Here is a 24,187-nt window from a genome sequence, read left to right as displayed (position 1 = left end):
GAGTTACTGTGGCGTTTCGCTTCGCGGGATGTCACTGTGAAGCGGTTGGGTGGTCGGGCGACCTGGGGTTTTGCACCGCCGCAGCTGTTGAGTGTGACATTGCACCCGCCGAGATGTCACGGTGAAGCACTCAACCGTCCCCGCGACCTGGAGTTTTGCACTGCCGCAGCTGTTGACCGTGACATTGCACCCGCCGAGATGTCACGGTGAAGCACTCAACCGTCCCCGCCACCTGGGGTTTTACACCCCCGCAACCGTTGACCGTGACATTTCGGTGTGCGAAATGTCACGGTGAAGCGGTTGGGTGGTTTTGCGACCTGGGGTTTTGCACCGCCGCAGCTGTTGACCGTGACATTGCACCCCCCGAGATGTCACGGTGAAGCACTCAACCGTCCCCGCCACCTGGGGTTTTACACCGCCGCAACCGTTGACCGTGACATTGCACCCGCCGAGATGTCACGGTGAAGCACTCAACCGTCCCCGCCACCTGGGGTTTTACACCCCCGCAACCGTCGACCGTGACATCTCACCCCCCGAGATGTCACCGTGAAGCACTCAACCCGAACAAAACCGGACCTAAAACCACGTCGCCGGCCGGACTTTGTTCGCCATGTCCACCAGCGCGTAGCGGTGGCGTGCATAGGGGGCGATGCGGGCTTGTTCGCGCAAAGTCGTCGCGAGGCCGCGGCGAAGGTCGCGGGTGGTGAATTCGTACTCGAAGAGTGAGTGGTCGGAGGCGGCGCGGTCGACACCGGCGTCGCGCAGCAGCGTGAGTGCCGCGCGCAGCACGTAGACCTTGATCTGCAAAAACCGAGGTTCGTTGTTGGGGATTTCTTCCAGGCGGCGGGCGGCGCGGCGGATGCGGGACTCCGTCAGTTCGTCCGACACCAGGTCGAGGATAGTGGTGAGCTGCGCCATCCTGTGGTGGCGCGAGGAGTTCGGCACCTTGTCCAGCGCCGCGACGGCGAGCTCGACCTCGCGCTCCGCCATCAGCAGCCGCGCGAGCCCGAAAGCCGAAGACACCGTCGTGGGGTTGGTCAACCACACCAGCGAGTAGAGGCGCAGGGCGTTGAAACGCAGGACAGTCGGGGTATCGCTGAGCATGGTCCAGTCCTCGGCGAGCACGCCCTTGGACTGCCACGCCTCGAAGGTCTCCGAGGGCAGTTCGCCCAGGTGGGTGCGGATGCCGGCGGCGGCGCGGGAGAGGGCGTCGTCAAGCAATGCCCCCGTTAAGTAGCCGTTGCTTTGCAGGATGAGCTCGTCGATCGCGGCGATGGCGAGCTTGGGGGCGGCCTCGCCGGGCACGGCGACGAGCACACTGGTGAAGTTGGCCTGAGCGGACTGGAAGTCGCCGATGAGTGTGTTGGTCACGCCCGAGTACCAATGGAATCGCCAATTGTGGCTGAGGCGGTCCTTGAGCGATTCGAGCCAGGTGCGCGCCTGGTAGGTCAGCCCGAGGTCCAACATCGCGCGGACGACACCGAACGGGATTTCGCTGGACTGCTCGTACTGCGGGGTCTGCATCGCCTGGCGCAGGTTCTCCAGGGTCTCCTGCGGCTCCTGGTAGGAGGTGCCCTGCAGCATCGCGGCGCCGACGTCGTGACGGTCGATCAGGGGAGCGGGCAGCGCGGTGACAACTTCCTGCGGGGTGATCTCCACGGTGCGGCTGATGCCGTCGATGAGCTGGTCGGTGCGAAACACCAGGTGCTTGGTGCCAAACGTGGTGCGCTGCGGGGAGAACAGCGAGTGCTGGGCGGGGTAGGTGCGCCCGTCGCGGATCGCGATGCACTCACGCAGCACCCCGTAAAGCTGGGTTTCTAGCTCACCGACGGTGGAAAACCGCTGTTCCGGGTCCTCGTGGCAGCACCGTCGGATGAGCCGGTACAGCGAGAGGTAGCGGCGAAACGTCGGCTCCGTCGTCGGCGAGGGGATGCCGGGGTCGTACACCCCGTCGGTGCGCGACAGGTGGACCACCAGCGAGGCCAGCGTCCGGCCGATGGTGTAGATGTCGGAGGCGATGCTGGGGCCCTGCGTGGCCACCTCGGGGGCCTGGTAACCCTTGGTGCCGTAGATGAAGCCGTAGGCGCCGATGCCGCTGACCGCGCCGAGGTCGATGAGCTTGACCTGGTCCTCGGTGACGATGATGTTGTCGGGTTTCAGGTCGTTGTAGACCACCCCGCGCGAGTGCAGGTACACCAGCGCGGGCAGCACCTCGAGGATGTAGGCAATCGCCAGGTCGACGGGGAGCAGCCCGTTGGGTTGCTCGTTCCTGCGCTGGCCGAGGCTGGGCCCGCCGACGAACTCCATCACGATGAACCCGCCGGGCACGCGCGGGTCGTCGATGAAGTTGAAAATCTTCACGATTCCCGGGTGGGTGATCTCGGCGAGGAATTCGCGCTCCGCCACCGCCGCGGCGGCCTCGTCGGCGTTTTTGGTCGAGTGCAGCCCCTTGAGCACCACCACGCGGTCGGCGACGTTGTGGTCCTGGGCCACGTAGATCCAGCCCATCCCGCCGTGCGCAATCACGCCCATGATCTCGTACTGGCCGGCCACCACGTCACCCGGGTGCAGATGCGGGGCGTTCAGGCCCTTCTGCACAACGGCGCGGGTCGGGTCTTTCAGCGCCTCCTTCGGGTCGGTCGGCGCGATCCACGGCAGCTCCACCATGCCGTCGGCCACCGCACGCGCCGCGCGCTTCGCGCCGCGCAGCTCGCGGAAGGTATCGAGCGCTTCGCGCCGCGAGCGTTGCGACGTGTCCTCCTCACGCCGCCCCTCCCTCAGCGCGTCAAGGTCTTTGAACAGCTCAGCCATGTCACCCAAGCCCGCGTAGTTGCGCTCGTCGCTGTCACTGTCGTCGTCAAGAGCGAACGGGTCGAAGGCGACGGCCTCGGTAGCCGGGTCGTCGCCGGCGAAGGGGTCGTACTCGACGGCCTCGGTGGCGTCGTCTACAGCGTCTTCTACTCTCTCGTCGCGCTCGCTCACTGTTGCTCCTTCGCCTCAGAAGTAGCTCTGTACCGCAGCTCCGGCATCGACGGGCTGGCTAGGCTGCCGGAGAGCCATCTCTCGTACATCGCGTTCCAGGTGCCGTCGTTACGCAGCCGCTCCATCGTGGAGTTGACCTGCATGGTCATCCCGGCATCGCCCTTGTGTGTGCCCACGGCGTACTGCTGGCGGCCGTAGCGCCGCGGCAGGATCGTGGTGTACGGGTCCTGGGCGACCATGCCGGCAAGGATCGCGTCGTCGGCCAGGATCGCGTCGGCGTGGAACTGCTGGGTGGCCATCAGACAGTCCGCCCAAGTGCGGGTGCGCAGGATCGTCGACTGCGGCGCGATCTCGCGCGCGAGCTGCACCAGGTTCGAACCGTCGACAACGCACACGGTGGTGCCCGGGAGGTCATCCTCGCTCAAAATACCCCGGTCCCGGGGTACGAGCAGGCGCACGTACGAGGTCAGGTACGGCGTGGAGAAGTCGACGCTGGCAACGCGGGTCGGGGTGACCGACATCGTGCGGATCACGATGTCGACCTCGCCGTTTTGCAGTGACTGCGCGCGTTGTTGGGAGCCGACGAAGCGGAAATCCACCCGGTCGGGGTCGCCGAAGATGTCGCGGGACACTTCGCGCGCCAGGTCGATCTCGAAGCCGCGCAGGTCGCCTGCGGTGACGTCGCGGTAGGACAGCAGGTATTGCGACTGGTCGACGCCGACGACGATGCGGCCACGCTCGACGACGTCCGGGATGCGCTCGGCCGGCGTCGCGTTATCCGGGCGCAGCGAGCCCTCCCACTCGGTGTCCTGCGCGAACCCGGTCTCCGGGGCCACCCCGGGCCTGTCCAGCACCGCGCCGGGCGGCAGCGGTACGCCGCTATACGACGGCGGCGGCAACGCCGGCGCAGCAACGCGGGTCTCGCCCCCGGGCGCGCAGGCGCTGAGGGCGGCACACGCCAGTGCCGCTGAGGTGATACGCGCAAACTTTCTCACAGGTACTCCCTCAAGCGGCGGCGAATCCCGAGCCAGATCGACAGCACGGACAAGGCGGTAAAGGCCAAAACGGCGCCGGCGACTGCGCTGGTGGCGTCCAGGGAGGCCACGATGAACTCGCGCATGTCCTGGCGAGACTGGCCGATCAGCCCGGACAGGGCGTTGTCCAGCCTGGTGTAGGCGCGCGAGGAGGATGCCAGTCCCTCGTCCGGGTTCGGGTCGGTAAGGACTTGGACGGCGGTGTCGAACTCGCCGCCGCCAAGGGTTTGCGCGAACTGGGTGTGCGCCTCATCCCACTGGTCCAGCGCCTCGCGCGCCGAGGCGATCAGGTCCGGGTCCGTCGAGCCGGATGGGGGCGCTGAGGCGGAATCCAGTGCGCGGGAGACCGAGTCGTAGGTTTCTGAGAAGGTCAGGTCGGTATCCGAGACGGACTGGCGGCGCAGTAGCGCGAAGATTTCGTCGGTGCGGGTCTCTTGGGCGTCGATACGCGCGCTGGTCATCTCCTCCCAGGGCGTGGAGGCGCGCTCGAAGTCGCGCTGGCCGGACTGCCACACCGAGTAGTTGGCCACCGAGGCCCAGATAATCGCGATGAGCATCATCACGGTCGCGGCGATGAACCCGCGGTTGAGGCGGCGGCGGAACACCTTCCACAGCCACACCTGCGCCAGCAGCAGGAAAATAAGCGCTGCGACCAGGCCTGAGAGCGGCACCCACTGGGGCCGGGCGAGGCGCTCCATCTCGTCGGCGACCTGCTCGCGCGTGAGGTTGAACAGTTCGGTGGCGTTGCCCAGCATCCGCTCGCGCATCACGTTCGAGCTCGACGACATGTACGCCACGCTCACGGGGTTGCCCATGCGCTGGTTGGTTTTCGCCCGCTCCATCAGCCCGGCGTAGACGGGGATGTCGCGCTGGATCTGCAGCACCAAGCGGCGGATCTCGTCGTCGCGCGCGCCGGAATCGACGGTGCCTTCGAGCACCTCGTTCGCGGCGATGACGGCCATATCGACCGACTCCATGAAGCGGTTCATGTCGTACTCGCTGGAAATGCCCGGCTGCACGAACGTGGAGGTGGCAATCGTGTCGGCCTGCGACAGGGAGGTGATCAACGTGTGCGCCGAGTTGCTCATCGGCTCGGTGGAGTTGACCAACACGTCCATCGCCTCCTGGCGCGCAGCCATGGTCTGGCTCATGGACACGCCGGCGGCGATCAGCGCCAGCGTGAGCACCAGCATCATCGACAGCAGCTGGCCGGGGGTGGTGGTGATGAAGTCGATAACGCGGCGCACCCAGCGCAGCGGGCCGGTAAACGTTTCGGCCATCTTGACGCGGGCGGAGCGGTTTTCGGGCAGGGCTTCGAGCTCGTCGACGAAGGCGTCGTCAAGCGGAGCGTCGTCGATCACGCTCGCTTGCTGCACCATTGCTATACCATAACCCGCCAAAAGCTTATCGTGCTGTAACTATCAGCCGATTGTTGGCTAGCGTGGCCCGCGCGTGCCTAAAGTGGGTGGCATGGAAGGCGACGGCAACGGTTGGGTCGAAGGCCCCGCGGGCATGAAACTGTGGGGGCGCTTCGGCGCGTCCGGGCTCTTTTTGCAGGCAGGGGGCCGGGTTCTGCTGCAGCACCGCGCGACGTGGACAGCCCAGGGCGGCACCTGGGCGCTGCCCGGCGGGGCCCGCGACTCGCACGAGACTGTGGAGCAGACCGCGCTGCGCGAGACGGTGGAGGAGTGCGGGATTGACCCTTCCCTGATCACCGTGACCTCGGCGATGGTCACTGCCGGCCCGTTCCCGTCGGGCTGGACCTACACCACGGTGTTCGCGTCGACGAACACCGGCGAGCCGATCCCGGTGGAGCCGAACGAGGAGTCGGCGGAGCTGCGCTGGGTCCCGGTGGACGGGATCCGCGCCTTGCCGCTGCACCCGGGCTTCGAAGCGTCGCTCGACGCGGTTGTCGGGCATACTAAACCGCATGATTGACGTTCACAATCTGACCAAACACTACGGTCCGGTACGCGCGGTCGACGACCTGACGTTCACCGTCAAACCCGGCGTGGTCACGGGCTTCCTCGGCCCCAACGGCGCCGGCAAGTCCACGACGATGCGCATGATCCTCGGCCTCGATTCGCCCACCTCGGGCACGGCGCTTATCGACGGCTCCCCCTACGCATCCCTGAAACAGCCGGCACGCCGCGTCGGTGCGCTTCTCGACGCCAAAGGCGTGCACCCGAACCGCTCCGCGCGCGCCTCGCTTCTGTGGCAGGCCCAGGCCTCCGGCATCCCGGACGCGCGCGTCGACGAGGTCATGAGCCTCGTAGGATTGAGCGACGTGGCGTCCAAGCGCGCCGGGGGCTTTTCGCTCGGCATGGGCCAGCGCCTCGGCATCGCCTCGGCGCTTCTGGGGGACCCGGAATACCTGATCCTGGACGAGCCGGTCAACGGCCTCGACCCGGAGGGCATCCGCTGGGTGCGAGGGCTGCTGCGCGCCCTGGCCGATGAGGGCCGCACGATCTTGGTGTCCTCCCACCTGCTCGCGGAGATGGCGCAGACCGCCGATCACCTCATCGTGATTGGCCGCGGCAAGCTCGTGGCGGACACGTCGGTCCACGACTTCATCAAGGGCAACTCCGCGGTTACCACCGTCGTGCGCCCGGTGGACCCGGCCGCGATGGAGACCGCCCTGGCCGCGGCCGGGGTGAGCTTCGAGCGCGTCGTCGATGCTGAGGGCAGGCCGACGATCGCCGTGGCGGATCACACTTGCGACGAGATCGGCGCCGTGGCGTTTCGCGCCGGGGTGCAGCTCGCCGAGCTGAGCGAGCGCCGCGCCTCGCTCGAGGACGCCTACATCCGCTCCACCGAGGGCCACATCCAGTACCAGGCACAATCCCAGGACACCTCAGGAGGGAAACACCGTGCTTAACCTTGTGCGCGCAGAGTTTACGAAGCTGCGCTCGACCGCCTCCTTCTACTGGACCACCGGCCTGATCCTGGCCATCGCAGCCATTTTCGCCGTCGCGTTCGCCGCCCCGGCTGGGTCGTTGTACTTCCCGATCACCGTGATCATGGCGGTGAGCATGATCTCGGCGATCATCGTGATCGTGCAGTCGGCGATGGTGGTCACCACCGAGTACCGCTTCGGCCTGCAAACCACCAACTTCCGCCTCGCGCCGCAGCGCTGGCAGGTGGCCGTCGCCAAGCTGGCGCTCTACGCCGTGCTCGCCGCGCTGACCGTGCTGGTGGCGCTGATTATCGCCTTCACGCTTGCCGACGCCCTCGCCGACGTCCCCGCGAACTGGACCTCCAACCCGGCGACGCTGCGCGCGCTGTGGGCCGTGCCGCTGGCGACCGCCACGCTGACCATGCTCACCCAGGGCGTCGGCTGGATCGTGCGCAACACCGCGGGCACCGTCACGTTGGTCTTCGCCTTCCAGTTCGTCGTGGAAACCATCGTCGGGTTCATCCCGGGCATCGGGCGCGATATTGCTCAGTACCTGCCGTTTTCCAACTACTACGCGTTCGTGACTAACGCGCCGGCGCAGCACGACAATGTGTGGGTTTCCTACGGCATTTTCCTCGCCTGGGCCGTGGTGGCCTGGGTGGCCGGCGTGGTGCTGCTGCACCGGCGCGACGCGTAAAAGGGTTTTTGACTGCCGATTACACCGCCCGCGCGGGCCCATTAATGCCACATCCGAATAGATGGCAATTGGTGCCCCAAAGCCCTTCTGGCCCGCCGAGAGCCGGTGTTATGTTCTCCGAAACAATTTGGTTGGCGAAATAACTTCGCCCGGTTGATTGAGGAGGATACGTGAGCGCATACACGTCCAAGCCCTACTACAAATGGATCATTCTGCTCGGTTCGTTTCTGGTGTATACCTTCGATGCGATGGAGATTCAAATTCTCTCCTACGCGCTTCCGGGCATCTCGGAGGAGTACGGAATCACTGCGATCAGGGCTGGACTGCTGGCTACGGCAACGCTGATCGGAATGGGGCTTAAGCGGTCCGGTGATGGGTTATATTGCGGACAACAGGGGCAGAAAGTTCGCCCTGTTGACCTGCCTCGTCTTGTTTGTCACCCTGACCGCCGCGATCTACGTCGTCCCCAGCTTCTCGCTGTTCATCTTCCTGCGCCTGCTAGCCGGCATCGGCCTCGGCGGCGTGTGGAGCGTGCTCTCGGCGTACGTCACGGAGACCTGGCCGGCGCACCAGCGCGGCAAGGCGATCGGCTTCGTGCTCGCGGCCTACCCAATCGGCAGCGCGCTGGCCGCCCAGCTGTCGTCCTTCCTCATGCCCGACTGGCGCCTGCTCTTCCTCATCGCCGGCCTGTCTGCGATGCTGCCGCTGGCCTTCGTGCTGATCGGCTTCCGCGAATCCGAGGTGTGGAAGCGCGACCGCGGGGTGACGCAGGAGGGCGAATCCGTCAGCATCAAGGCGCTGTTCACAGGCGGTCGGGCTCGCCTGACCATCATCGCCTCAATCGTCTGCATCCTGGTCATGGTGCCCTACTACGGCGCGACCACCTGGTTCCCGAGCTACCTCGCGCGCGAGCGAGCCTTTGACGCGCAGACCATCGGGAACCACTTCACCCTGATGTCCCTGACTGCGTTTTTGGGGTACTTCTTCTTCGGGTGGCTCGCGGACAAGGTGGGGCGCAAGCCGGCGATCATGGCCTCGCTGATCTCCACCGGCCTGCTGATCGCCGCCTACGGCTACTCCACCTCCCCGAGCATTCTCTGGGTTGTCGCCCCGCTGTACTCCTTCTGCATGGTGTTCCCCGGCCTGTTTGCCCCGTACATCAGCGAGCTCTACCCGACGCGGATGCGTACGACGGGCTCCGGCTTTACCTACAACGTCGGCCGCGGACTGTCGGCATTGGGGCCGATCGTGATGGGGGGCATCGCCACCGCCGCCTCCTTCTCCACCGGGATTGTCATCGCCGGCGGGTTGTTCCTCCTCGCCGCGGTGATCATGCTGACGCTGCCGCGCGTGGATGCGGTCACCGCCGACGACACCGAGGAGTTGGGCGAGCGCGAAGCAGTCGCCGTCTAAGCAGGACCTCATCGAAGCTGGCCCAGGCCTACTGCAGCGCCGAGGTCAGCTTCATCACGTTGTCAATGTAGCGGCGGTGCCACGGCCTGCGGCTCCATTCCTCCAAGGTCAGCTCGTCGGAGACGTTCATGTAGGTCCGGGCGAGCGTGTACAGGTCGTCGAGAAGCGAGCCCGAGGCCACGAACAGGGAACTTTCGTAGTTCAGCGAGAACGAGCGCATGTCCATGTTGGAGGAGCCGACGACGCCGACGAAGGTGTCGCGGCCGGGATCGGCTAGGGCGAACTTGGTGTGCAGGATGTACGGGGCGGGGAACTGCCAGATGTGCACGCCCGCGCGCAGGAGCTGCTCGTAGTAGGACGACTGCGCGTGGTTGACCATGAACTGGTCGGCCTTCTCGCCGACGAGCAAATCAACGCGCACCCCGCGGTAGCAGGCGGTGGTTACGGCCTCGAGCAGCGAATCCTCGGGCACGAAGTAGGGCGAGCACAGGATCAGGCGCTCGCGCGCGTGGTGGATCAAGGTGTTGAACATCCGCAGGTTCGGCTCGGTCTCGTAACCGGGGCCAGAGGGGATGAGCTGCACGATGTGCTCGCCAGGCTTATCGACGCCCAACCGACGCGGCGGCAGCAACTCAATCGCCTCACCGGACTCGGTGTACCAGTCGACCGCGAACATCGATTCCAGAGAGGTCACGATCGGCCCCTCGAACTCGATGAACACGTCGATCCACTGGCGTCCCGCCCGGCGGTGGTTGCGCATCAGGTAGCTGCGGTCGATGAGGTTGAGCGAACCCATCATCGCGATATGGCCGTCAACGATGACCACTTTGCGGTGGTTGCGCAGGTCGGGCCGGCGGAACCGGCCGCGCCACGGCTGCAGCGGCAGCATCAGGTACCAGTCGATGCCCGCGCGCGTCAGCTTGCGCGTCATGCGACGGTAGCCGGGGTACTTCTGTGAGCCGATGTGGTCGAGCAGCAGGCGTACGTGCACCCCGCGCGCCACCGCCCGCTCCATCGCCTCGAACACGATGCCGGTCGTGTCGTCCCAGGCCACGGCGTAGATTTCAACATCGACGTAGTTCTCGGAGGCGTCGATAAGCTGCGCGATGCGGCGAATCGCGAGCTCGTAGTCGGACCAGACGTGGCGCAGGTTGGCATCGACGGCGGGAAAGCCCGTCAGCGCGCGGTGCAGGCGCACGATGGCCTCCTTATCGGCGCCGAGGTTTGCGTCGGGGGGAAGGTCCGGGATGTCGGTGTGCACGTTGTCGATCTCGGCCCGGACGCGCTGCTGGATGCGGTGGCGGCGCCGGTTGAAAAAGTTCGAGCCCATCAGCAGGTACAGCGGCAGGCCTATGAACGGCAGCAGCAGAATGAGCAACAGCCACGCGTTCGCCGCCGAGGGGCGGCGGTTCGACGGCACGATGCCGATCATCACAAACTTGATCGCGTAATCGACCAGCATGGCCACGAGCTGCCAGTAACTGATATCCAGTGAGAATGACATGGCGGACCTAGCGCACTTCGTCGTAGGCGAACGCGGTGGTGTCAATGTCGGCGATCACCGGCGCGTGGTCGCTCGCGCCCTTGCCGCGGCGCTCGTCGACATCCACCCAGGCCTTGACCACCTTGCTTGCCACAGGCGGGGTGGCCAGCAGGAAGTCGATCAGCATGCCCTGGTTCTTCTGAAACCGCATCGCCTTGTAGTCCCAAAACGAGTACGCGTCATCGTGGCGGATCTCCTCCAGGCCCGCCTCGAGCAGCATCTGGAAGGCAGCGCGCTCCGGCTCGGTAACGTGGGTTTTGCCCTCGAACCAGGCGATGTCCCACACGCTGTCGTCGCGCGGGGCGATGTTGAAGTCGCCGGTGAACAGTTGCGGCGTTTGCGCCTCGACCGAGTGCTGCAGCGAGTAGAGAAACTGCAGCTTGTAGTCGTAGTGCGGGTGGCCGATCTCCCGGCCATTGGGCACGTACAGCGAAAACACCTGCACCCCGCCGCACGTCGCGCCGACCGCGCGCGCCTCGACGTTGCCGTCATAAGCGGGCTGGTGGTCGAACTGGGTGTTAACGTCGTCCAAGCCCACACGGGAGGCTAGCGCGACGCCGTTCCACTGGTTGGTGCCCACGTGCGCGACCTCGTAGCCGGCGGCCTCGAACACGGCGTAGGGGAACTTCGCGTCGCTGGTTTTCGTCTCCTGCATGGCTAACACGTCGACGTCATTGCGCTCTAGAAAAGCGACGATGCGCTCGGCGCGGCTGCGCACCGAGTTGACGTTGAAGGTGGCTATCCGCATGCGTTTAACACTAACCCAGGAGGGCGTAGCGCTGCCGATGGTGTTCCACAAAACCCAGCTTCTGGTACAACCCGATCGCCGCGGCGTTGCCCGCGCGCACGTGCAGGTAGGCCTCGTCGGCGCCGTGGGACGCGCCCCACGCCATAAGCGCCGCCCCGAGCGCGGTGCCCAGGCCGCGGCGGCGCAGCGCGGGCGCGACCTCAACCGCGGAGTAGCCCAGCCACACGCGCCCGTCTTCGGACTCGGTGAGGGTTGCCCTGGTCACGGCCACCGTATCGCCGTCGCGGGTGAGGCGGGCGTACGCGATGCGCCCGTCGATGGGGCGGATCGCGTCGGCGGGAAGCGGCTGGCCGCGGAAGTGGTACATCGACAGCCAGGCCTCATCGGGGGTATCCAGCACTTCGAAGTCCGCGGCGATCTCCCCGCCGTCGAGGTGCCGCGTCATCACCAGAATCTCCTCGCCAAGCTTCCACTGCGGCGTGAGGATTTTCAGTGCCGGCTTGCCAATGCGCTCCGGGATCAGCAGCTGCAGCGGCTTGCCGCGCTGCCGGTAGAAATCGGTGAGCTCCTCCAGCGGCACCGGGTTGAAGCCCGCCGAGTAGCCGATCGGGGTTGCTGAGTTGGAGCGCTCTGCGATGTCGGCTCCGGCGCGCGCGAGCCAGCCGTCGACAAGCCGCTGCTCCTGGCCGGGGAAGGCTTTGGCGTAGGCGACCTCGACGGCGCGGATGTCGCTGTTGCGCACCGTGCGCGGCGACAGCTTCTTCACGATGTGGACGTTGTCGATCTCAATCGCGTCTTTGAACGACGGGAACCCGCCGACCTCCTGCGGGCGAATCACCAGCGGATCGAGCGAGAGGACGTGGCCGATGACGTCGCTGGCGTGCTCGCCGATGCGCTGGCGCACCACCACCCGATCGCCCGGCGCGATGTCGTCCGAGCGGAAAAACCGGCTCATCAGTGGCCGAACGGGTCTTCGTCGGTGCCCGGTAGCCAGGTGCGGCCCGGGATGTTCCACTCGTTGTCGCGGATCACGCGCTTCGCCTCGCGCTTGTAGCGGCCGGTGAGCACGTCGGTGTAGACGAACCCGTCGAGGTGGCCCACCTCGTGCTGCAGGCAGCGGGCGAAAAACCCTTCGCCTTCCACCACGACTTCGTTGCCGTTCTCGTCCAGGCCGGTGACCTTCGCCCAGCTCGCGCGGTTGGTGGGCCACGACTCGCCCGGCACGGACAGGCAGCCCTCGTCGTCTTCGCCGTCGTCACGCGGCATGGTTTTGGGAACCTCGGAGGTCTCCAGCACCGGGTTGATCACGGTGCCGCGGCGCATCTGTTCGCCGTCGGGGCAGTGGTAAACGAACAGCCGCAGCGGAACACCAACCTGGTTCGCCGCCAGCCCGACGCCGTACGCGGCGTCCATAGTCTCGTGCATGTCCGCGATCAGTTCCTGCAGCTCGGCGACCGGCTGCTCGACCGGCTTCGTCGGCTCGTGCAACACCGGGTCGCCGTGGATCACGATGGGTCGAATTGTCATGCTTAATATATTAAGCATGCTTAGCGACGCCGACCTCACGCTCCTGGACTTCGAAGCCTCCGCCCCCAGGTCCGTCGGCGCCAAAGAAGACGCAATCCGATCCCGCCTGGGCCTTACCCCCATCCGCTACTACCAGCGACTCAACGTTCTGCTGGACTCCGCCGATGCGCTGGCGGCGCGGCCGCAGCTGGTGCGGCGGTTGCAGCGGGTGCGGGATAGCCGGTAGGGGTGCGGTAGTTTATGCGAGGTTGACCGTGACATTTGGGTGGGTGGGATTTCACGGTCAGCGGTGTTGGGTGGTTGGTGACCTGGGGTTTTTCCCCGTTGCAACCGTTGACCGTGACATTGCACTCGCCGGGATGTCACGGTCAACGGGATCAGTGGGTCGCCGACCTGGGATTTTGTGGCTGCGCGGTGGTTGACTGTGACATCCCACCGGCCGAGATGTCACACTCAGCGGGATCGGCCGGTTTCCGACCTGGGGTTTTACACCGCAGCAACGGTTGACCGTGACATCCCACCGGCTGAGATGTCACGGTCAGCGGTGTTGGGTGGTTGGTGAACTGGGGTTTTGACCCGTTGCAACCGTTGACCGTGACATTGCACTCGCCGGGATGTCACGGTCAACGGGATCAGTGGGTCGCCGACCTGGGGTTTTGTGTCTGCGCGGTGGTTGACTGTGACATCCCACCGGCCGAGATGTCACACTCAGCGGAAACCTCCGGTCACCGACCTGGGGTTTTGCGCTGCGGCAACGGTTGACCGTGACATCCCACCGGCCGAGAGGTCACACTCAACGGGATCGGCCAGTCACCGACCTGGGGTTTTGCGCTGCGGCAACGGTTCACCGTGACATTGCACTCGCCGGGATGTCACACTCAACGGGGTCAGCCAGTCTCCGACCTGCGGTTTTTCGGTTGCGTAGTGGTTGACCGTGACATTGCACCGGCCCAGATGTCACACTCAGCGGAAACCCCCGGTCACCGACCTGGGGTTTTGCCCCGCTGCAACGGTTGACCGTGACATTGCACCGGCCCAGATGTCACACTCAGCGGAAACCCCCGGTCACCGACCTGGGGTTTTGCGCTGCGGCAACGGTTGACCGTGACATCCCACAGACCGAGAGGTCACACTCAACGGGATCAGTGGGTCGCCGACCTGGGGTTTTGCGCTGCGGCAACGGTTGACCGTGACATCCCACAGACCGAGATGTCACACTCAGCGGAAACCCCCGGTCACCGACCAGCGGTTTCACCCCCGCACCAACCGTTCACCGTGACATCCCACCCGCAAACAAACAACATCCCGCACCGGGGGAACCCGCGGGGCCTCCCGGCAGTCTAAGAGGCCATGTTCAACGCTATGGCGCAGGGGGATTGGCGCACACCATTGGCAGAAAAACTGATCGACTTGCGGAAATTGTCCCGCACGGATCCGCGGCGTCTCGACCCAACGAGCAACAACCTGGTGTGTCTGACCAGGCAAATCGCTATGCCGGCTGACGTGCACGCCGAGCTGCGCTTCCACGAAATGCGTTTCGTCGAGGCGCTCGCGAGGGGGCGCAATTCCTACGGCGCGGTGCTGGTCGGGCGTTCGGCCGCTCGCGTGCAGGGGATGTGGGTTGTGTCGATGTCGAGTGAACCGGTTGAGCTCGCGTTGCCGTCGGCGCATGTGCCTCCGTCCTACCGTTCGGCAGGTGGCGTGGTGTGTCGGCGCCGCCCAATTTCCCAGCACAATGTCATCCATGGTGTCCGAGTGACTCATCCGGTGCGCACGTTTATCGACATCGCGCGCGATCACGGTTTCGCGGAGGGGTTGATTGCGGCGGATTGGCTGCGCAGCCAGGGTTTTGAGCGGGGGCATTTGGTTGCGGCGGTGGAGAAGATGGGTCGGTTTCGTAATCTTTCGGTGGTGCGCAGGTGCATCGAGCATTCGTCGGCGGCGTCGGAGTCTCCGTATGAGTCGCTGGCCCGCGCGCTGTTTATCTGGGGGAAGGTGGGCGACATCGAGGTTCAGGTCGAGATTTGCGGGTTCAGGGTGGACTTGCTTATCGACGGCTGGGTGGCCGTGGAGATCGACGGGGATCTGAAGTATTCGCAGGATCCGGAGCAGACGATCATTCAGGAGTACAACCGGCAGAAGCAGATCGGAAATTTGGGGTTCGCGTTTATGCGCTACCGCTCGGAGGAGCTGCGGCGCGAACCTCGCCGGGTGTTGGCGGAGGTCCGGTCCACGTTGGAGTCCGGCGCGTCGCAATTACGCAACACCGCACTAAGGTAATAATGTGTCGGATGTGACTAATGTGAATCCTGGGAATGAATACCACGACGAGGTCGACGAGTACCGTGGCTCGCACCGCAGCGACGACGCGGCGCCCGCCCCTGCCGGTGGGGCAACCGCTGCCGCGGCGGGAGGTATCCCCAAGCGCGGTCTGGCGATGATCCTCATCGCCGTGGCCGCGATTCTGCTGCTCTGGGGCATCTACGCGCTGACTCAAAACGACAATGCGGGCACCAACGCAGCGCCGCAGACCACCATGCCGCAAAACACGGCCCCGCAGAACACCGCACCGCAAAACACGGCACCGCAGGCCACCGGTAGCGAAGCGCCAGCACCCGAAGGCGCCCAGCCGCCGGCGCAAGAAGCACCCGCAAACCGCCCGGAGCAGGAAGCACCCGCAATCGCCCCGGCCCTGACGCGCGAGAACGCCCAGGTGTTCGTCTACAACAACTCGCCGAACCCGGGCGCGGCCGGTTCGACAGCGGACCAGCTCGCGCCGCAGTACAACGTTGCTAACCGCAGTGCGGACTCGACGGCGATGAATCTGCCCGAGCAGCAGTACGGTATTTTCCCGGAGACCACGGTGTTCTACGACCCGTCGATTAGCGGCGCGGACCAGGTCGCGGCTGAGGTGGCCCGGCAGGTCAGCGGAGTGGCGAAGCCGATCAACGAGGTGCCGCAGGGCGCGTCGCTGCCGGCCGAGGTGCGCGGGAACCGCGAGGCGGTGTCTGTCGTGCTCGCCGGTTAGAATCACTGCATGGATCCGTTCCGCGATTTCGCAAGGTCTCCCAATCAGACGCTAGGCGTTGAGTGGGAGATCTGTCTCGTTGACCCCGACACCCGCGACCTGGTGCCCCGCGCCGCGGAGGTGATCGACGAGGTCACCGCCCGCCACCCCGACCTGCACCTCGAACGTGAGTTTCTGCAGAACACCATCGAGCTGGTCACCCCGGTGTGCGCCAACGCGGGCGAGGCGGTGCGTTTCTTAAGCGACGCCACCCAGAAGGTGCGCGAGGTGGCGGAGGAGGAGAACCTGCGCCTGTGGGCCTCGGGCGGGCACCCGTTTTCGGATTTCCGGCGGCAGCCGCTGAGCCCGAAGATTACTTACAAGGAGATCATCAACCGCACCCAGTACTGGGGTCAGCAGATGCTGCTGTGGGGCATTCACTGCCACATCGGCATCCGCCACGAGGACCGCGTGTGGCCGATCATCAACGCGGTGATGACCAAGTACCCGCACCTGCTCGCGATTTCGGCGTCCAGCCCGGGCTGGGACGGGATCGATACCGGCTACGCGTCGAACCGCACCATGCTCTACCAGCAGCTTCCCACCGCGGGCATGCCGTACCAGTTCACCACCTGGGACGAGTGGGTGCAGTTCATGCACGACCAGCAGACCTCAGGGGTGATCAACCACACCGGCAGCATGCATTTCGACGTCCGCCCCGCCGCGAAGTGGGGCACGATCGAGGTCCGCATCTCGGACGCCACCTCCAACCTGCGCGAGCTCGCCGGCATCGCCGCGCTGACGCACTGCCTGGTGGTCCACTTCGACCAGATGATTGATCGGGGCGAGGAGCTGCCGATCCTGCAGCCATGGCACGTGGCGGAAAACAAATGGCGTGGGGCGCGCTACGGCATGGAGGCGCTCGTGATCACCAGCCGCAACACCGATGAGCGCTGGGTGAGTGAAGAGCTGGTCGATCTCGTCGACGAGCTCACACCCGTCGCTAAGCAGCTAGGCTGCGTCGACGAGCTCAACCTCGTGCTGGAAATCCTCGAGCGCGGCGCGGGTTACCAGCGCCAGCGCAGGCTTTACGACGTCCACCGTGACTGGAAGCCCGCCGTCGACCTGACCTGCGACGAGCTGACCACCCTAACGTGGGATTAGGGGTTGCGCGCCGGGTTTTGATTCACGGTGAGCTCGTCCTCGTCGCCGTACAACCCCTCGAGGCGGGCGACGCGGCCGAGGCGCTGCGCGGTCACTGGGCTAGTCATCAGGGCGAAGATTGTCAGCAGGATGAGAATGCCGATGTCGCCGCGCTCGTGGAAGCTGAAGTCCTCCGCGCCAATGAGTCGGATGAGCGTGCCGACGACCATGAGAACCAGCCCGGTGGTCTGCGGCTTCGTGATCGCGTGGATGCGGGCCATGGTGGAGCGGAAGCGCACCGCGCCGACCGCGGCGGAGAGCACCATGAAGGCGCCGGGGAGGATGAAAATCAGCGAGATGACGTCGGTAATCACAGTGCATCATCCTTCTTGTGGAAGCGGGCGATCGCGGCAGACGCGATGAAGCCGAGCAGCGCGATGACGATCATCACGTTGACCACGGTGGTGTCCAGCGACCAACAAATGTACAGGGCCAAAACGCATTGCAGAGACGCGGCAATGGCGTCGTTGCCGATCGCGCGGTCGAGCGAGTTCGGGCCGACGACGACGCGCCAGGCGATGGTGAAGAAGCCAACGACCAAGGCTGCGGCGGCGATGCCCAGAAAGATGTTGTAGATAGTCGGATCCATCGTTCTAGCCCTTACTCTCGAAAATTTCGATCATGTCCTGCTCCAGGCGGGCGACGCTGTCTTTTTCACGCTCGACGTCGTTGGCGTCAAGGACGTGGATTGTCCATATGCGGTTGGCCACGTCGATGTCGCTGACGGACCCGCCGGGCTGCAGATTGTAGGCGCAGGTGGCCAAGTACAAGATGAGGTCATTGGACACACGCATCGGGACCTGCAGGATTGCACTCTTGGGTGGGGACTGCGGGCGAAGGGCCAGCCAGGCAACCTTTGCGGAGGCGACCATGAGGTCCGCGATCCACCGCAGAATAAACGTCAACAGCTTCGTCCACCGCACGCCGTGGTTGCCGCGCGGCACCCGGGGCATGGGCAGAAAGAGCACTATCGCGCTGCCGAGCAGGAACCCGGCGACGATGTTGCCGATGCTGATCTCGCCCATGAGCAAGACCCACATGATGGTCAGCCACAGCACAAAAAGCGCGTGGAAGCGAGTTCTGAGTCCGGTCATGGGTTATCTACTCCTTTGCCGCTGCGTCGTTGGGCGCTGGCCGGGGAACCGGGACGGTGGTGACCCCGGAAGGAGACGACTCCCTGTTCGCGTCGGCAGCATCGCTTCCCTCTACTGGCATCGTAGTGCGGTCGAGGGTGCGCGTCGGCTCCTCGAAGCCCGGCCGCAGGACGGCCTCCCGGTAAATCGTCGTGTCTTTAATCGACGATGCGGCCTGATCGGTCATCTCGGCAAAGGGGCCGGCGAACACCGTCAGGGACAGTGACGTCGCGATGAGCAGGATCGTCGACAAGAGCATGCCCGTGGGGATGCGGCCTGCGTGATCGCGTTCCTCGACGGTCACCTCGGAGTGCTTGCCGGACAGGGACGCCGGCCGGTCCACCGCCAGGTGGCCCTCGGGGGCGTCGGCACGGTCGCGCAAAAAGCCCTTGGAGAACACCAGGATCATGGTGTAGAGCGTCAGCAGCGAGGTGACAACCGTGCCGACGATCAGCGTCCACGCGAGCCAGGTACCTTCCATCGCGCCGGCCTCGATGAGTAGGACCTTGCCCAAAAACCCGGAGAACGGCGGGATGCCACCCATGTTCATTGCCGGGATGAAGAACAGGATCGCGATCACCGGGGCGGTGTAGATCATGGAACCCAGACGCCTGAGCTGCGAGCTTCCCGAGTGGCGCTCAATTAGGCTGACCACCAGGAACAGCGTCGTCTGGATCAAAATGTGGTGCACTGCGTAGAAGATCGCCCCGCCCCAGCCCGCGACCGAGCCCAGCGCGATACCAAAGAGCATGTAGCCGATGTGGCTGACCAGGGTAAACGAGAGCAGACGTTTGATCTGGTTCTGGGCCAGGGCGCCCATGATGCCCATGATCATCGTCGCCAGAGCGACCCACATCAGCATCGTGTCCAGTGACCCATCGGTGAATACGACGGAGCGCATGCGGATGATCGCGTAGACACCGACCTTGGTCAGCAGGCCCGCGAACACGGCCGTGACAAGGGAGGCCGCGCTGGGATACGAGTCGGGCAACCACGCGTCGAGGGGGAACGCGGCGGCCTTGATGCCGAACGCAACCAGCAGCGTCGCAAAGATCGCGGCGCGCGTTCCCTCCGGCAGTTCCTCCATGCGCATGCCCGCGTGTGCCATATTCACCGTTCCCACCGAGGCGTAGATCAGGGCCAGGGCGATAAGGAAGATCATGGACGACGCCATCGAGACCATCACGTAGCCAATTCCGGCCCGGACACGCGAGGCGGTCGCGCCCAGGGTGAGCAGGACGTAGGAGGCAACGAGGAAGATCTCAAAGCCGACGTAGAGGTTGAACAGGTCCCCGGCGAGAAATGCCAGGTTCACGCCCATGGTTAACAGCATATAGGTCGGCAGGAAGACGGCCACGGGGTCGTCCTCGTTGCCGTCGCGCAAACCCTGGGCAATGCCGAACCACATCACGGCGAACAGCACGATCGCGGAGACGAGCAGCATGATTGCTGAGAGCCGGTCCGCGACCAGCGTGATGCCGATCGGTGCGTCCCACCCGCCGAGCTGGAGGGTTTGAATGCCGTAGGTCGTGGTCACGATCAGCAGCGACGCCGCGACAAAGGCGAGCGTGAGCAGCGTGAGAAACGCGATCGTGCGCTGCAGCGCAAGCTTCCTGCCCGAGAGCAGGATCAGCGCCGCCGCAACCGCCGGCAGCAGGACCGGGACCGGAATGAGGTAGGCCACTGCGGGCAGTAGCCACTGCGCGTAGCTTTGGAAAGACTCAGTCATCTTGGTCGGCCCCTCTCACGGGTTCTTCAAAGGAGCGGGGCCCAAAGTTGTCGCCGAGCGCGCTGGTGCGCCCGGTGTGGGGATCTGCGGAGGCGTCGTGGTCGGGCTGCGCCGACGCGGTCGTCGGTCGCGCCGCAACGGCCCTGTCCTCTTCGTCCGGCGCAATCAGGTCATCCACGCGGTAACGGAATTGGCGGTACGCCAACGCGAGCATGAAAGACACCATCGCCATGGAAATCACGATCGCGGTCAGGATCATCGCCTGGGAGAGCGGATCCGCCATGTCGTCCTGGTAGCGCTCCGTGGTGCGGCCGGTGATCGGTGGTGACCCGGCCTGGCCGCCAGCCTGCAGGATGAGCAGGTTGGCGCCGTTGCCGAGCAGCATGATGCCCATGATCATGCGGGTCATCGCGCGGTCCAGCAGGAGGTAGACCCCGGCGGAGATCAGAACGCCGGCTGCGATGAGCAGGAACAGGTTGGCAGCCATTTAGTCTCCTTTGCTCTCTAGTGTGCTGGTGCGCTGGGGGGCGTCGACAAGCGCGCCGCCGCTTAAGCCAGCGCCATCGGGCAACCGCGCCGCGCGCCTCGAACGCTGCTCGGCGCGGCGCTTCTCGTTCTTCTGCAGAAGTTCGCGCGCACGCTGGCGGGCGCGTGCCTTGCGGTCCTCTTCTTCGCGGTCGAGGTACCCGCCGACGGAGTTGAGGATGTGCATGATCAGGCCGATGACGATGACGTAGACGCCAGCGTCGAAAAGCAGCGCGGACGGCAGGGACACCGAGCCGATCAGCGGCACCTCGGGGGCGATGTAGGCGGTGGTCAGCGGCGGTAAGCCGAAGAACATCGGGATGACAACCGCCGAGGAAGACAGAATTAGGCCGGTGCCCAGGATCGCCTCGGGGTTGACCGGTAGCGCGTCTTCGACTTCCTTGCGTCCGCCTGCGAGGTAGCGCAGCGCGAAGGCGAGCGCGGCGACGAGGCCACCGGCGAACCCGCCGCCCGGTGCGTTGTGGCCGGAGAAGAAGAAGTAGGCCGACAGCAGCATCATCGAGGGGAAGAGGATGCGCGAAGAAACCAGCACCATGATGTGGCGGTTCTGCTCGGTTTCGGTGCCGACCTGCGAGGACAGCCAGCGTGGGACGGTTGTCGAGAGCACTGGGCGTCTCGACGGCCGGTGGAACTCGCCCGTGCCGAAAATCAGGCTGGCCACACCCGTCGCGGCGATCGCGATGACCGTGATCTCGCCGAATGTGTCGAACGCGCGCAGGTCAACCAGCAGCACGTTGACAACGTTGCGGCCGTGCCCGATCTCGTAGGCCAGTTCGGGCATCGCGTTGGAGACAGGCTCCGCAATGCGGGAGGAAATCGCGGTCATGGCCACGATCACGACGGACACACCGGTGCCGATCGCGAGCCAGGCGCGCAGGCGCACATCCGAGTCGCGGCGCGGCTCCAGGTTGGCGGGCAGCTTTCGCAGCACCAGCATGAAAATCACCATCAGGATCGTCTCCACCAGGATCTGGGTCAACGCCAGGTCAGGGGCGCCGTGCATGGCGAAGAGCAGCGCGGTGGAAAAACCAGTCAGGCCCACCAGGATGACGCCGGAGAGGCGGTTGCGTTGGAACACGGCGGCGACCGCGATCAGGCAGAGCAAAACGGAGGTCAGTGCTTGCCACGGGGTGTCCCAGACGATGATGCGGATGTCGTTGGACTCACCGAGAATCATCGCGCCGAGCGGCACGACGGCGAGAACCAGGAAGATGGTCGCAAGGTTGAACGTCAGCGAACCGCGCTGGGTGGAGGCGGTCAGGCGCAGCGATGTGATGCTCAGGGCGCGGACGATGTTGTCCCACACCGCGTTGGCGTCGCCAAGCGCTGGGCGCTCGAACTGGGCTCCGGCGACAAGCTGGCGCTGCCAGTACATGATGGAGCCGCCGGCGATGATCACGGCGGTTAGCAGCAGCGGGATGGTGATCCCGTGCCACAGCGCGAGCTCCTTGCCTTCCGTATCGGGGAAGCGGACGTCAAGATAGTCGTTGAAGGCGCCGCTGATCCACCCCGGGAACGGGCCGAGGAACGCGGTGAACACCGTCAGAATCGCCGGGGAGAGCCACAGCGACGGGCCGATCGGGTGCATCTTCTCGACGGCTTCGGAGACGCCAGGTTCCTTGGTGGAAAATGCCCCGAAGACGAAGTACAGTGAGTACGCCATGGTGAGGATCGAGCCGACGACCAGGCCGGTGAGCAGCATGTAACCGGGCATGCCGCGGAGCAGCTCCTCGTGCAGGACGGCTTCCAGCGCGGCTTCCTTGGCCACGAATCCGAACAACGGTGGGATGCCGGCCATGGATGCGGCGGAGATAATCGCCAGCGCCGCAAGCAGCGGCTCCTTCTTGCCCAGGCCGGAGAGCTTACGGATATCGCGGGTGCCCGTGGTGTGGTCGATCGCGCCGACGACCATGAACAGCGCTGCCTTGAACAGGGAGTGCCCGATGGTCAGCGCCAAACCCGCCATCGTCGCCTCGCGCGAACCGATGCCGATCACGCTGATGATGAAGCCGAGCTGTGAGACCGTGCCGTAGGCGAGGATCAGCTTCAGATCCTTCTGTTTGAGCGCCATCCAGCCGCCGAGCAACATGGTGAAGATTCCGGTGCCGCACACCACGATGTGCCAGGTCGGCACGGCGGCCATGTCGGGCGCGAGGCGGGCGACGATGTAGATGCCGGCCTTGACCATGGCAGCGGAGTGCAGGTAGGCGGAGACTGGGGTCGGCGCGGCCATCGCACCGGGCAGCCAGAAGTGGAACGGCGCCTGTGCCGCCTTCGTCAGGGCGCCGAGCATGATGAGCACGATCGCGGCCGCGATTCCCGGCGTCGCTGCTAGGTTGCCGAACTGCGCGATCTCGGATAGCCGCCAGATATCCGTCTGGTGGCCGAACAAGATGATGCCCACCAGCATGGCGAGGCCGCCGAAAGTGGTCACCATCAGGGCTTGCAGCGCGGCGCGGCGTGACGACGCTCGTTCACCGTAGTAGGAGACCAACAGGTACGACAGCACCGACGTCAGCTCCCAGAAGACATACATCAACAGGAAGTTGTCGGAGATGATGAGCCCGTACATCACCATGGCGAACATCGCCAGCTGTGCGCCGAAGACGGCGAGGCGTCGCGGGTTGGAGTCGAAGTAACCCCAGCAGTAGAACAGCACGAGCGCGCCGCAGCCGAGCACGATGAGGCTGAATAAACCTGATAGAGCGTCGAGGCGGAAATCTAGGTTGAGGTGCGCGATGGGCATCCACTCGTACGACGCGAGGATTTCGCCGCCGGCGGCGAAGACTCCTTTATGGAACAGGCTCGCGACCCATACGAAGCCGGCGAGCGGGACCAAGGCGACGATTACGAACGTGATACGCCCGATGAGCCGCAGCAAAATGGGGGCGACGACGGACGCGACAATCAGCGCTACCAGTAGAGTTAGCACAACGCGTACCCCTCCTCATTATCTATATGGACGGGACAGGGGGCTGCGCCCGCTACATTATGCCCTCCGAGTTGGGGCTCGGAGTGGTTTCGAGTGGCGGCGTCTACGGCAATGGTTCAACTGCCGTAAAAGCGGCGCGGCCAACCAACGTAGATTAGGTTACCAGTTCTTAAAAGTTGCCGTAGATGCGCTGCGCGCCCGAGGACAGGGCCGCGGCGATGGAGTGCGCGGGGCTGTGGCCGAACCCGACGGCCCATGCAGTGCGGTTGTGGTTGACCTGGTGCGCAACCTTGACACAGGTCAGGGTGGCTTCGAACAGGTTGATCTGATGGAACGCCAGGATTTCGACGTAGCGCCCGTTGGTGCTCAGGATCTCGCTGATTGCGGCGGTCGGGCCGGTTGCTGTGACTTCGCAAACAGAGGTCGAAGGCGACTTGGTCTTGGAGGTGTGGGTGATCTCCGCGGTGTAGTGGTGATCGCTCCAGTTCAGCTTCTCGATGTTCGTCAGCCCGATGTGCATCGTCGGGGTCGGAGCGTAGGTGGCCTTGAAAAGGCCCCAGTCCATGCCCTGGGCTTCCGCGCGCAGTTCCTTCGGCAGCTTCTGATCAATTTCGAAGCGGATCTGGAACGGGTCGCGATCCTCGGTCGGGGCAAAAGCGGTAGTAAATCGCGTGGAGGGAGCAGTACTGGTGACAGTCGGAGCCATGGTGCCGGTGTCCTTCGTGTGAGGGGTACGGGGTGAGGCCGGTCCTTGAATCTGGGTTGCCCTAGCGACTACTGCCCCGTACCACAAAGGC

At 65.0% G+C, this 24,187-nt stretch carries 22 protein-coding genes; 8 read left to right on the top strand and 14 right to left on the bottom strand.

Going from position 1 to position 24,187, the window contains the following annotated elements; genetic code table 11:
- Positions 1-576: 576 nt before the first annotated feature.
- From RIU96_RS00660 to RIU96_RS00650, 3 genes are read right to left on the bottom strand one after another with little or no spacing between them, the layout of a single operon-like run.
- Positions 577-2,982, bottom strand: coding sequence for a serine/threonine protein kinase (locus tag RIU96_RS00660; RefSeq protein ID WP_311205034.1), 2,406 nt, complete (start codon positions 2,980-2,982; stop codon positions 577-579).
- Positions 2,979-3,977: a glutamate ABC transporter substrate-binding protein gene (locus RIU96_RS00655; protein ID WP_136648978.1), complete on the bottom strand. Its 999-nt coding sequence runs from the start codon at positions 3,975-3,977 to the stop codon at positions 2,979-2,981. The genes RIU96_RS00660 and RIU96_RS00655 overlap by 4 nt, the downstream gene beginning before the upstream one ends.
- Positions 3,974-5,395, bottom strand: a complete 1,422-nt coding sequence (locus tag RIU96_RS00650) for a GlnX family signal transduction membrane protein (RefSeq protein ID WP_144773407.1) — start codon at positions 5,393-5,395, stop codon at positions 3,974-3,976. Before RIU96_RS00650 ends, RIU96_RS00655 begins: the two co-directional genes overlap by 4 nt.
- Positions 5,396-5,486: 91 nt before the next feature.
- Here RIU96_RS00650 and RIU96_RS00645 point away from each other — a divergent pair, with 91 nt between their 5' ends.
- From RIU96_RS00645 to RIU96_RS00630, 4 genes are all read left to right on the top strand, one after another.
- On the top strand, positions 5,487-5,954 hold the full coding sequence (locus tag RIU96_RS00645; protein ID WP_144317799.1) for an NUDIX domain-containing protein: 468 nt from the start codon (positions 5,487-5,489) through the stop codon (positions 5,952-5,954).
- Positions 5,947-6,894 carry an ABC transporter ATP-binding protein gene (locus RIU96_RS00640; protein WP_144317800.1) on the top strand — a complete coding sequence of 316 codons (948 nt, stop codon included), beginning with the start codon at positions 5,947-5,949 and terminating at the stop codon, positions 6,892-6,894. The genes RIU96_RS00645 and RIU96_RS00640 overlap by 8 nt, the downstream gene beginning before the upstream one ends.
- Positions 6,887-7,609: an ABC transporter permease subunit gene (locus RIU96_RS00635; protein WP_144317801.1), complete on the top strand. Its 723-nt coding sequence runs from the start codon at positions 6,887-6,889 to the stop codon at positions 7,607-7,609. Before RIU96_RS00640 ends, RIU96_RS00635 begins: the two co-directional genes overlap by 8 nt.
- Positions 7,610-7,978: 369 nt before the next feature.
- Positions 7,979-9,022: an MFS transporter gene (locus RIU96_RS00630; RefSeq protein WP_259789802.1), complete on the top strand. Its 1,044-nt coding sequence runs from the start codon at positions 7,979-7,981 to the stop codon at positions 9,020-9,022.
- Between the two features lie 28 nt (positions 9,023-9,050).
- Here the strand turns inward: RIU96_RS00630 and cls are convergent, their stop codons facing one another.
- The 4 genes from cls to RIU96_RS00610 are packed head-to-tail and all read right to left on the bottom strand — an operon-like array spanning position 9,051 to position 12,840.
- The gene (cls, locus tag RIU96_RS00625; RefSeq protein ID WP_136648972.1) at positions 9,051-10,526 is read right to left on the bottom strand and encodes a cardiolipin synthase; all 1,476 of its coding nucleotides are present in this window, start codon (positions 10,524-10,526) and stop codon (positions 9,051-9,053) included.
- Between the two features lie 7 nt (positions 10,527-10,533).
- Entirely contained in the window at positions 10,534-11,313 is a 780-nt protein-coding gene (locus tag RIU96_RS00620) for an exodeoxyribonuclease III (protein ID WP_259916099.1), read from the bottom strand.
- 10 nt (positions 11,314-11,323) lie between these two features.
- Positions 11,324-12,268: an N-acetylglutamate synthase, CG3035 family gene (locus RIU96_RS00615; protein ID WP_181729744.1), complete on the bottom strand. Its 945-nt coding sequence runs from the start codon at positions 12,266-12,268 to the stop codon at positions 11,324-11,326.
- Positions 12,268-12,840, bottom strand: coding sequence for a peptide deformylase (locus RIU96_RS00610; protein ID WP_211346257.1), 573 nt, complete (start codon positions 12,838-12,840; stop codon positions 12,268-12,270). Before RIU96_RS00610 ends, RIU96_RS00615 begins: the two co-directional genes overlap by 1 nt.
- On the opposite strand from RIU96_RS00610, the gene RIU96_RS00605 reads away from it, so the two are divergent.
- From RIU96_RS00605 to RIU96_RS00590, 4 genes are all read left to right on the top strand, one after another.
- Positions 12,839-13,066: a DUF3263 domain-containing protein gene (locus RIU96_RS00605; protein WP_136648968.1), complete on the top strand. Its 228-nt coding sequence runs from the start codon at positions 12,839-12,841 to the stop codon at positions 13,064-13,066. The genes RIU96_RS00610 and RIU96_RS00605 overlap by 2 nt on opposite strands.
- Positions 13,067-14,190: 1,124 nt before the next feature.
- Positions 14,191-15,120: a putative endonuclease domain-containing protein gene (locus tag RIU96_RS00600; protein WP_144780085.1), complete on the top strand. Its 930-nt coding sequence runs from the start codon at positions 14,191-14,193 to the stop codon at positions 15,118-15,120.
- Positions 15,121-15,133: 13 nt separating this feature from the next.
- Complete coding sequence (locus tag RIU96_RS00595) at positions 15,134-15,868, top strand: LytR C-terminal domain-containing protein (protein WP_144317803.1); 735 nt, start codon at positions 15,134-15,136, stop codon at positions 15,866-15,868.
- A gap of 9 nt (positions 15,869-15,877) precedes the next feature.
- Entirely contained in the window at positions 15,878-17,011 is a 1,134-nt protein-coding gene (locus RIU96_RS00590; RefSeq protein ID WP_136648965.1) for a glutamate--cysteine ligase, read from the top strand.
- Here RIU96_RS00590 and RIU96_RS00585 read toward each other — a convergent pair.
- From RIU96_RS00585 to RIU96_RS00555, 7 genes are all read right to left on the bottom strand, one after another.
- Positions 17,008-17,364: a monovalent cation/H(+) antiporter subunit G gene (locus RIU96_RS00585; RefSeq protein ID WP_136648964.1), complete on the bottom strand. Its 357-nt coding sequence runs from the start codon at positions 17,362-17,364 to the stop codon at positions 17,008-17,010. The genes RIU96_RS00590 and RIU96_RS00585 overlap by 4 nt on opposite strands.
- Complete coding sequence (locus RIU96_RS00580; RefSeq protein ID WP_136648963.1) at positions 17,361-17,639, bottom strand: monovalent cation/H+ antiporter complex subunit F; 279 nt, start codon at positions 17,637-17,639, stop codon at positions 17,361-17,363. The genes RIU96_RS00585 and RIU96_RS00580 overlap by 4 nt, the downstream gene beginning before the upstream one ends.
- Positions 17,640-17,643: 4 nt before the next feature.
- Positions 17,644-18,144, bottom strand: a complete 501-nt coding sequence (locus tag RIU96_RS00575) for a Na+/H+ antiporter subunit E (protein WP_144317804.1) — start codon at positions 18,142-18,144, stop codon at positions 17,644-17,646.
- Between the two features lie 7 nt (positions 18,145-18,151).
- Positions 18,152-19,912 carry a Na+/H+ antiporter subunit D gene (locus RIU96_RS00570; RefSeq protein ID WP_144317805.1) on the bottom strand — a complete coding sequence of 587 codons (1,761 nt, stop codon included), beginning with the start codon at positions 19,910-19,912 and terminating at the stop codon, positions 18,152-18,154.
- A complete protein-coding gene (locus RIU96_RS00565) occupies positions 19,905-20,399 on the bottom strand; it encodes a Na(+)/H(+) antiporter subunit C (protein WP_144317806.1) in 495 nt (164 codons plus the stop codon). Before RIU96_RS00565 ends, RIU96_RS00570 begins: the two co-directional genes overlap by 8 nt.
- Positions 20,400-23,390, bottom strand: coding sequence for a Na+/H+ antiporter subunit A (locus tag RIU96_RS00560; protein WP_144317807.1), 2,991 nt, complete (start codon positions 23,388-23,390; stop codon positions 20,400-20,402).
- Positions 23,391-23,559: 169 nt separating this feature from the next.
- Positions 23,560-24,096 (bottom strand): acetyl-CoA acetyltransferase, encoded by a 537-nt coding sequence (locus tag RIU96_RS00555; protein WP_136648958.1) that lies wholly within the window; start codon positions 24,094-24,096, stop codon positions 23,560-23,562.
- Between the last annotated feature and the right edge of the window lie 91 nt (positions 24,097-24,187).

The organism is Corynebacterium sp. Z-1 (assembly GCF_031844665.1).
GTDB lineage: Bacteria > Actinomycetota > Actinomycetes > Mycobacteriales > Mycobacteriaceae > Corynebacterium > Corynebacterium sanguinis.
The sequence above is the reverse complement of the archived record's forward strand: the minus strand, read 5'-3'. Positions and strand labels throughout refer to the sequence as shown.

What these genes read in the sequence shown, in the direction of transcription:
- RIU96_RS00650 (WP_144773407.1), bottom strand. Translation starts at nt 5,395, where the DNA reads ATGGTGCAGCAAGCGAGCGTGATCGACGACGCTCCGCTTGACGACGCC.
- RIU96_RS00645 (WP_144317799.1), top strand. Translation starts at nt 5,487, where the DNA reads ATGGAAGGCGACGGCAACGGTTGGGTCGAAGGCCCCGCGGGCATGAAA.
- RIU96_RS00640 (WP_144317800.1), top strand. Translation starts at nt 5,947, where the DNA reads ATGATTGACGTTCACAATCTGACCAAACACTACGGTCCGGTACGCGCG.
- cls (WP_136648972.1), bottom strand. Translation starts at nt 10,526, where the DNA reads ATGTCATTCTCACTGGATATCAGTTACTGGCAGCTCGTGGCCATGCTG.
- RIU96_RS00620 (WP_259916099.1), bottom strand. Translation starts at nt 11,313, where the DNA reads ATGCGGATAGCCACCTTCAACGTCAACTCGGTGCGCAGCCGCGCCGAG.
- RIU96_RS00615 (WP_181729744.1), bottom strand. Translation starts at nt 12,268, where the DNA reads ATGAGCCGGTTTTTCCGCTCGGACGACATCGCGCCGGGCGATCGGGTG.
- RIU96_RS00605 (WP_136648968.1), top strand. Translation starts at nt 12,839, where the DNA reads ATGCTTAATATATTAAGCATGCTTAGCGACGCCGACCTCACGCTCCTG.
- RIU96_RS00610 (WP_211346257.1), bottom strand. Translation starts at nt 12,840, where the DNA reads ATGACAATTCGACCCATCGTGATCCACGGCGACCCGGTGTTGCACGAG.
- RIU96_RS00600 (WP_144780085.1), top strand. Translation starts at nt 14,191, where the DNA reads ATGTTCAACGCTATGGCGCAGGGGGATTGGCGCACACCATTGGCAGAA.
- RIU96_RS00590 (WP_136648965.1), top strand. Translation starts at nt 15,878, where the DNA reads ATGGATCCGTTCCGCGATTTCGCAAGGTCTCCCAATCAGACGCTAGGC.
- RIU96_RS00580 (WP_136648963.1), bottom strand. Translation starts at nt 17,639, where the DNA reads ATGGATCCGACTATCTACAACATCTTTCTGGGCATCGCCGCCGCAGCC.
- RIU96_RS00575 (WP_144317804.1), bottom strand. Translation starts at nt 18,144, where the DNA reads ATGACCGGACTCAGAACTCGCTTCCACGCGCTTTTTGTGCTGTGGCTG.
- RIU96_RS00570 (WP_144317805.1), bottom strand. Translation starts at nt 19,912, where the DNA reads ATGACTGAGTCTTTCCAAAGCTACGCGCAGTGGCTACTGCCCGCAGTG.
- RIU96_RS00565 (WP_144317806.1), bottom strand. Translation starts at nt 20,399, where the DNA reads ATGGCTGCCAACCTGTTCCTGCTCATCGCAGCCGGCGTTCTGATCTCC.
- RIU96_RS00555 (WP_136648958.1), bottom strand. Translation starts at nt 24,096, where the DNA reads ATGGCTCCGACTGTCACCAGTACTGCTCCCTCCACGCGATTTACTACC.